Origin of the sequence: Stutzerimonas stutzeri, from assembly GCF_000935215.1 — a bacterium.
Lineage (GTDB): Bacteria > Pseudomonadota > Gammaproteobacteria > Pseudomonadales > Pseudomonadaceae > Stutzerimonas.
Genome location: NZ_JXXD01000270.1, coordinates 1 through 4,604 on the forward strand (window position 1 = coordinate 1; position 4,604 = coordinate 4,604).

The following is a 4,604-nucleotide window of genomic DNA, read 5'->3' on the forward strand; positions in this document are numbered from 1 at the left end:
GAGGGTGCTTGGCACTGCTAATGGTTCCCTCACCCAGGCCCTCTCCTACCGGGCGAGGGTGCTTTCACCTTCCAATAGCCTGTGAGGTTTTCCATGCCCGGCGCCCTGTCCCATATCCGCGTGCTCGACCTGTCCCGCGTGCTCGCCGGACCCTGGTGCGGGCAGATTCTCGGTGATCTCGGCGCCGAGGTGATCAAGGTCGAGCGCCCCGGCACTGGCGACGACACCCGTCACTGGGGCCCGCCCTATCTCCAGGATCAGCACGGCGAGAACACCTCGGAGGCGGCTTATTACCTGACCGCCAACCGCAACAAGCAGTCGCTGACCGTCGACTTCACCCGGCCCGAGGGTCAGCGCATCATCCGCGAGCTGGTGACGCAGTGCGATGTGCTGCTGGAAAACTTCAAGGTCGGCGGGCTCGCCGCCTACGGGCTGGATTATGAAAGCCTGAAGGCGATCAATCCGCGGCTGGTCTATTGCTCGATCACCGGTTTTGGCCAGGACGGGCCTTACGCCACACGTGCTGGCTACGACTTCATGATCCAGGGCCTAGGCGGGCTGATGAGCCTGACCGGCCGCAGCGATGCGGAGGAGGGCGCCGGGCCGGTGAAGGTCGGCGTGGCGCTGACCGATATCCTCACCGGCCTGTACGCCACCGTTGGCGTGCTCGCTGCGCTGGCACATCGCGAACGCAGCGGCGAGGGCCAGCATATCGACACGGCGCTACTCGACGTGCAGGTCGCCTGCCTCGGCAACCAGGCGCTCAACTACCTCACCACCGGCGTGGCGCCTAGGCGCATGGGCAATGCCCATCCGAACATCGTGCCCTATCAGGATTTCCCCACCGCCGATGGCGATATCATCCTCACCGTCGGCAATGACGGTCAGTTCCGCAAGTTCTGCGAGGTCGCCGGGCGGCCGGAGTGGGCGGACGATCCGCGCTTCGCCAGCAATCGCGCGCGGGTCGCCCATCGCGCCGAACTGATTCCGCTGATTCGTCAGGTCACGGTGTTCCGCACTACGGCCGAATGGGTCAGTGCGCTGGAGCAGGCCGGCGTGCCTTGCGGGCCGATCAACGACCTGGCCCAGGTGTTCAGCGACCCGCAGGTGCAGCACCGCGGGCTGAACGTCGAGATGCCGCACCCGCTGGCCGGCCACGTGCCGCAGGTGGCCAGCCCGCTGCGGCTGTCCGCTTCACCCGTGGATTACCGCATGCCGCCGCCACTGCTCGGCGAACACAGCGAGGCGCTGTTGCAGCGCCTGCTGGGCATGAATGACGAGCAGATTGCTGGCCTGCGCGCGGCCGGCGTCATCTAGCTCAGAAACCTTCCAGCACGATCTTGCCCTTGGCCTTGCCGCTTTCCAGCAGGGCATGGGCACGGCGCAGGTTGGCCGCGTTGATGGTGCCGAAGTGCTCGCCGAGGGTGGTGCGCAGCACGCCCTGATCGACCAGCTGGCTGACGCGCTGCAGCAGGTGGTGCTGCTCGACCATGTCCGGCGTCTCGAACAGTGAGCGGGTGAACATCAGTTCCCAGTGCAGGGACAGGCTCTTGCGCTTGAGCTTCATCACGTCCAGCGGTTGGGCCGGATCGTCGATCAGTGCCAGGCGGCCCTGCGGCGTCAGCGCCTCGACCAGCTGATCGAAGTGCTGATCGGTCTGGGTCAGGCTGGCGACATGGCTGACGCTGGCGAAACCGGCGCGCTGCAGCTCGGCGTACAACGGCTGACTATGGTCGATGACATGGTGCGCGCCGAGTTCACGCGCCCAGGCCTGGGTTTCCGGACGTGAGGCGGTGGCGATCACGCTGACCTCGGTGAGCTGACGGGCCAGCTGCAGCATGATCGAACCGACGCCGCCGGCGGCTCCGACGATCAGCAGCTGCTGCCCGGCGCCATGGCCCTCCACCAGTTGCAGGCGTTCGAACAGCAGCTCCCAGGCGGTGATGGCGGTCAGCGGCAGCGCGGCGGCCTCGGCGAAGCTCAGGCTCTGCGGCTTGCGTCCGACGATGCGCTCGTCCACCAGATGGCGTTCACTGTTGCCGCCCGCGCGGGCGATGGAGCCGGCGTAGAACACCTCGTCGCCGACCTTGAACAGGCTGACTTCGCTGCCCACCCCGACCACCACGCCGGCGACGTCCCAGCCCAGCACCTTCGGCTGACCGGCCTCGGGCTGGGTGTTGCGGCGTACCTTGGTGTCTACCGGGTTGACCGAGATGGCGCGCACCTCCACCAGCAGGTCTCGCGGGCCGGGCAGCGGCTCTGGTAGCTCCACGTCCTGCAGGGCACGGGGATCGTCGATGGCGAGGGATTCGAAATAGGCGACCGCTTTCATGCTGATGCTCCATTGGGTTCGGTTGAGTGCGGGCATGGTCGTTTATTTGACTCGGCGGAAAAACGGGGCGATAAGCGAGGCTCTTTCAACAGGATTTTGAAAATGCTGCGTATCGACGACCTGCAGCTGTTCGTCCGTACCGCCGACAGCGGCAGCCTTTCCGCGGCCGCGCGCGGGCTCGACGTGTCGCCCGCAGTGGCCAGTGCGGCCTTGAAGCGCCTCGAAGCGAGCCTGAGTGTGCGGCTGTTCGTGCGCTCCACCCGCAGCCTGCGCCTGACCGCCGAGGGCGAGGCTTATCTGCTGCATGCCCGGGCAGCACTGGCCAGCTTGCACGAGGGGGCACAGGCGCTCGCTGGTGGTCGCGAGGCGATCAGTGGTGTGCTGCAGCTGTCGGCGCCGTCCGACTTCGGGCGCAACGTGCTGCTGCCGTGGCTCGACGAATTCCAGGCGATTCATCCGCAGTTGCAGGTGCGCCTGCTGCTGGGCGACGGGCTGACCGATCTGTTCCGTCAGCCGGTGGACATCGTCCTGCGCTATGGCGCGCCAGAGGATTCCAGCCTCGTCGCGCTGCCGGTCGCTGGCGAGAACCGCCGGGTGCTGTGCGCTTCGCCTGCCTACCTGCAACGGCACGGCGAGCCACGACGGCTGGACGAGCTGGCGGCGCACAACTGCCTGCGCTTCATGCTCGCCGGGCGCGTGCATGACCGCTGGTGCTTTCAGGAAGGACGCCGGGCGGTCACCGTGCAGGTCAGTGGTGACCGGGTCAGTGACGATGCGGACGTGGTGCGTCGTTGGGCGCTGGCCGGCAGCGGGCTGGCCTACAAGTCCTGGCTGGACATTGCCGACGACGTGGCAGCGGGCCGTCTACAGGTGCTGTTGCCGGACTGTCTTGGCGAGGCGGCGCCACTCAGCCTGCTCTGCGCCCATCGCGCGCAGTTGAGCAAGCCGGTGCGGCTGCTGCATGGACATCTGCAGACCCGTTGCAAGGCGCTGTTGGCGCGCGCCCCCTGGCATCTCATTTAGACGCGTTATTCATGCTCGAGCTGTGAGCTTTTGTTGCGCGCCTGAACTCTTATGGCGTTTGGCTATTCTTATCTGAGTACTGGTTAACAGAATGGACAGGCGCATCATGCATACGCAGCGTTTTCGCTACACCTGGCAACTGACTGCCGTGGTCTTCCTCTCCTGGCTTCTGGCCGGTTGCGGAGTCAATAACATCCCAACCTATGACGAGCAGGTAAAGGCCGCCTGGTCGCAGGTGGAGAACCAGTACCAGCGCCGTGCCGACCTGATTCCCAATCTGGTCGAGACGGTCAAGGGCTTCGCCCGTCAGGAGCAGGAAACCCTTACCGCCGTGGTCGAGGCGCGGGCCAAGGCCACGTCGATTCAGGTCGATGCCAGCACCCTGGATGATCCGCAGAAGCTGCAGCAGTTCCAGCAGGCGCAGAACCAGCTGACCGGCGCCCTGAGCCGGCTGATGGCGGTATCCGAGCGCTATCCGGATCTGAAATCCAATCAGAACTTCCTTGCCCTGCAATCGCAGCTCGAAGGCACCGAGAACCGCATCGCGGTGGCACGTCGCGACTTCATCGCTGCGGTCGAGCGCTACAACACCGAGATTCGAACCTTCCCCGGTCGTATCTGGCACACCCTGATGTACAGCGACATGCCGATTCGCGAGAACTTCGAGGCTACCGCCGAGAATGCCGAGCAAGCGCCACAAGTGCAGTTTCAATGACCTCCAGGTTTCCGCTACTGCTGATCCTGCTGCTCTGGGCCGGTAGCCTCGTCGCCCAGGAAGCCGAGGTCCCGGAGCTGACCGGGCGCGTGGTCGATCGTGCCGAGCTGCTCGACACCCAGGCCGAGGCGCGGCTGACCAGCATGCTGGCCGGCCACGAGCAGGCGACCGGTGAGCAGGTTGTCGTTGTCACGGTGCCGGACCTGGGCGGGCGCAGCATCGAGGAATTCGGTCTGGAGCTTGGCCGTACCTGGGGCATCGGCCAGAAGGGCGAGGACAACGGTGCGCTGCTGATCGTCGCGCGCGATGATCGCAAGATTCGCATCGAGGTCGGCTACGGTCTGGAAGGCCGGCTCACCGACGCGCAGTCCTCGGTCATCATCAACCGGATCATCGCGCCGGCATTCCAGCGCGGCGACTTCACGGCCGGCATCACCGAAGGTGCGGAGGCGATCGTCACCGTGCTTGGCGGCGACCCGCTGCCGGCCGAGCTGCGCCCGGTGATGCCGATGGTGCAGGAGCAACCCGGCGGCC

General features: G+C 65.9%; 5 protein-coding genes. 4 read left to right on the forward strand and 1 reads right to left on the reverse strand.

The genetic code is table 11. The annotated features are described in order from the left end of the window. The first annotated feature begins 93 nt into the window (after positions 1 to 93). Positions 94 to 1,317 (forward strand): CaiB/BaiF CoA transferase family protein, encoded by a 1,224-nt coding sequence (locus LO50_RS21710; protein ID WP_023444566.1) that lies wholly within the window; start codon positions 94 to 96, stop codon positions 1,315 to 1,317. 1 nt (position 1,318) lies between these two features. Here the strand turns inward: LO50_RS21710 and LO50_RS21715 are convergent, their stop codons facing one another. After that, positions 1,319 to 2,332 (reverse strand): zinc-binding alcohol dehydrogenase family protein, encoded by a 1,014-nt coding sequence (locus tag LO50_RS21715; RefSeq protein ID WP_023444567.1) that lies wholly within the window; start codon positions 2,330 to 2,332, stop codon positions 1,319 to 1,321. A 102-nt stretch (positions 2,333 to 2,434) separates the two neighbouring features. On the opposite strand from LO50_RS21715, the gene LO50_RS21720 reads away from it, so the two are divergent. From LO50_RS21720 to LO50_RS21730, 3 genes are all read left to right on the forward strand, one after another. Next, a complete protein-coding gene (locus tag LO50_RS21720; RefSeq protein ID WP_044316337.1) occupies positions 2,435 to 3,355 on the forward strand; it encodes a LysR family transcriptional regulator in 921 nt (306 codons plus the stop codon). A gap of 106 nt (positions 3,356 to 3,461) precedes the next feature. After that, positions 3,462 to 4,070 (forward strand): LemA family protein, encoded by a 609-nt coding sequence (locus LO50_RS21725; RefSeq protein WP_044316339.1) that lies wholly within the window; start codon positions 3,462 to 3,464, stop codon positions 4,068 to 4,070. Beyond that, a partial coding sequence (locus LO50_RS21730) for a TPM domain-containing protein (RefSeq protein WP_044316338.1) occupies positions 4,067 to 4,604 on the forward strand: 538 nt, incomplete at its 3' end. The genes LO50_RS21725 and LO50_RS21730, both read left to right, overlap by 4 nt.

Bases quoted from the DNA above. Each gene is read 5' to 3' on its own strand.
- LO50_RS21710 (WP_023444566.1), top strand. From the start codon at position 94: ATGCCCGGCGCCCTGTCCCATATCCGCGTGCTCGACCTGTCCCGCGTG.
- LO50_RS21715 (WP_023444567.1), bottom strand. From the start codon at position 2,332: ATGAAAGCGGTCGCCTATTTCGAATCCCTCGCCATCGACGATCCCCGT.
- LO50_RS21720 (WP_044316337.1), top strand. From the start codon at position 2,435: ATGCTGCGTATCGACGACCTGCAGCTGTTCGTCCGTACCGCCGACAGC.
- LO50_RS21725 (WP_044316339.1), top strand. From the start codon at position 3,462: ATGCATACGCAGCGTTTTCGCTACACCTGGCAACTGACTGCCGTGGTC.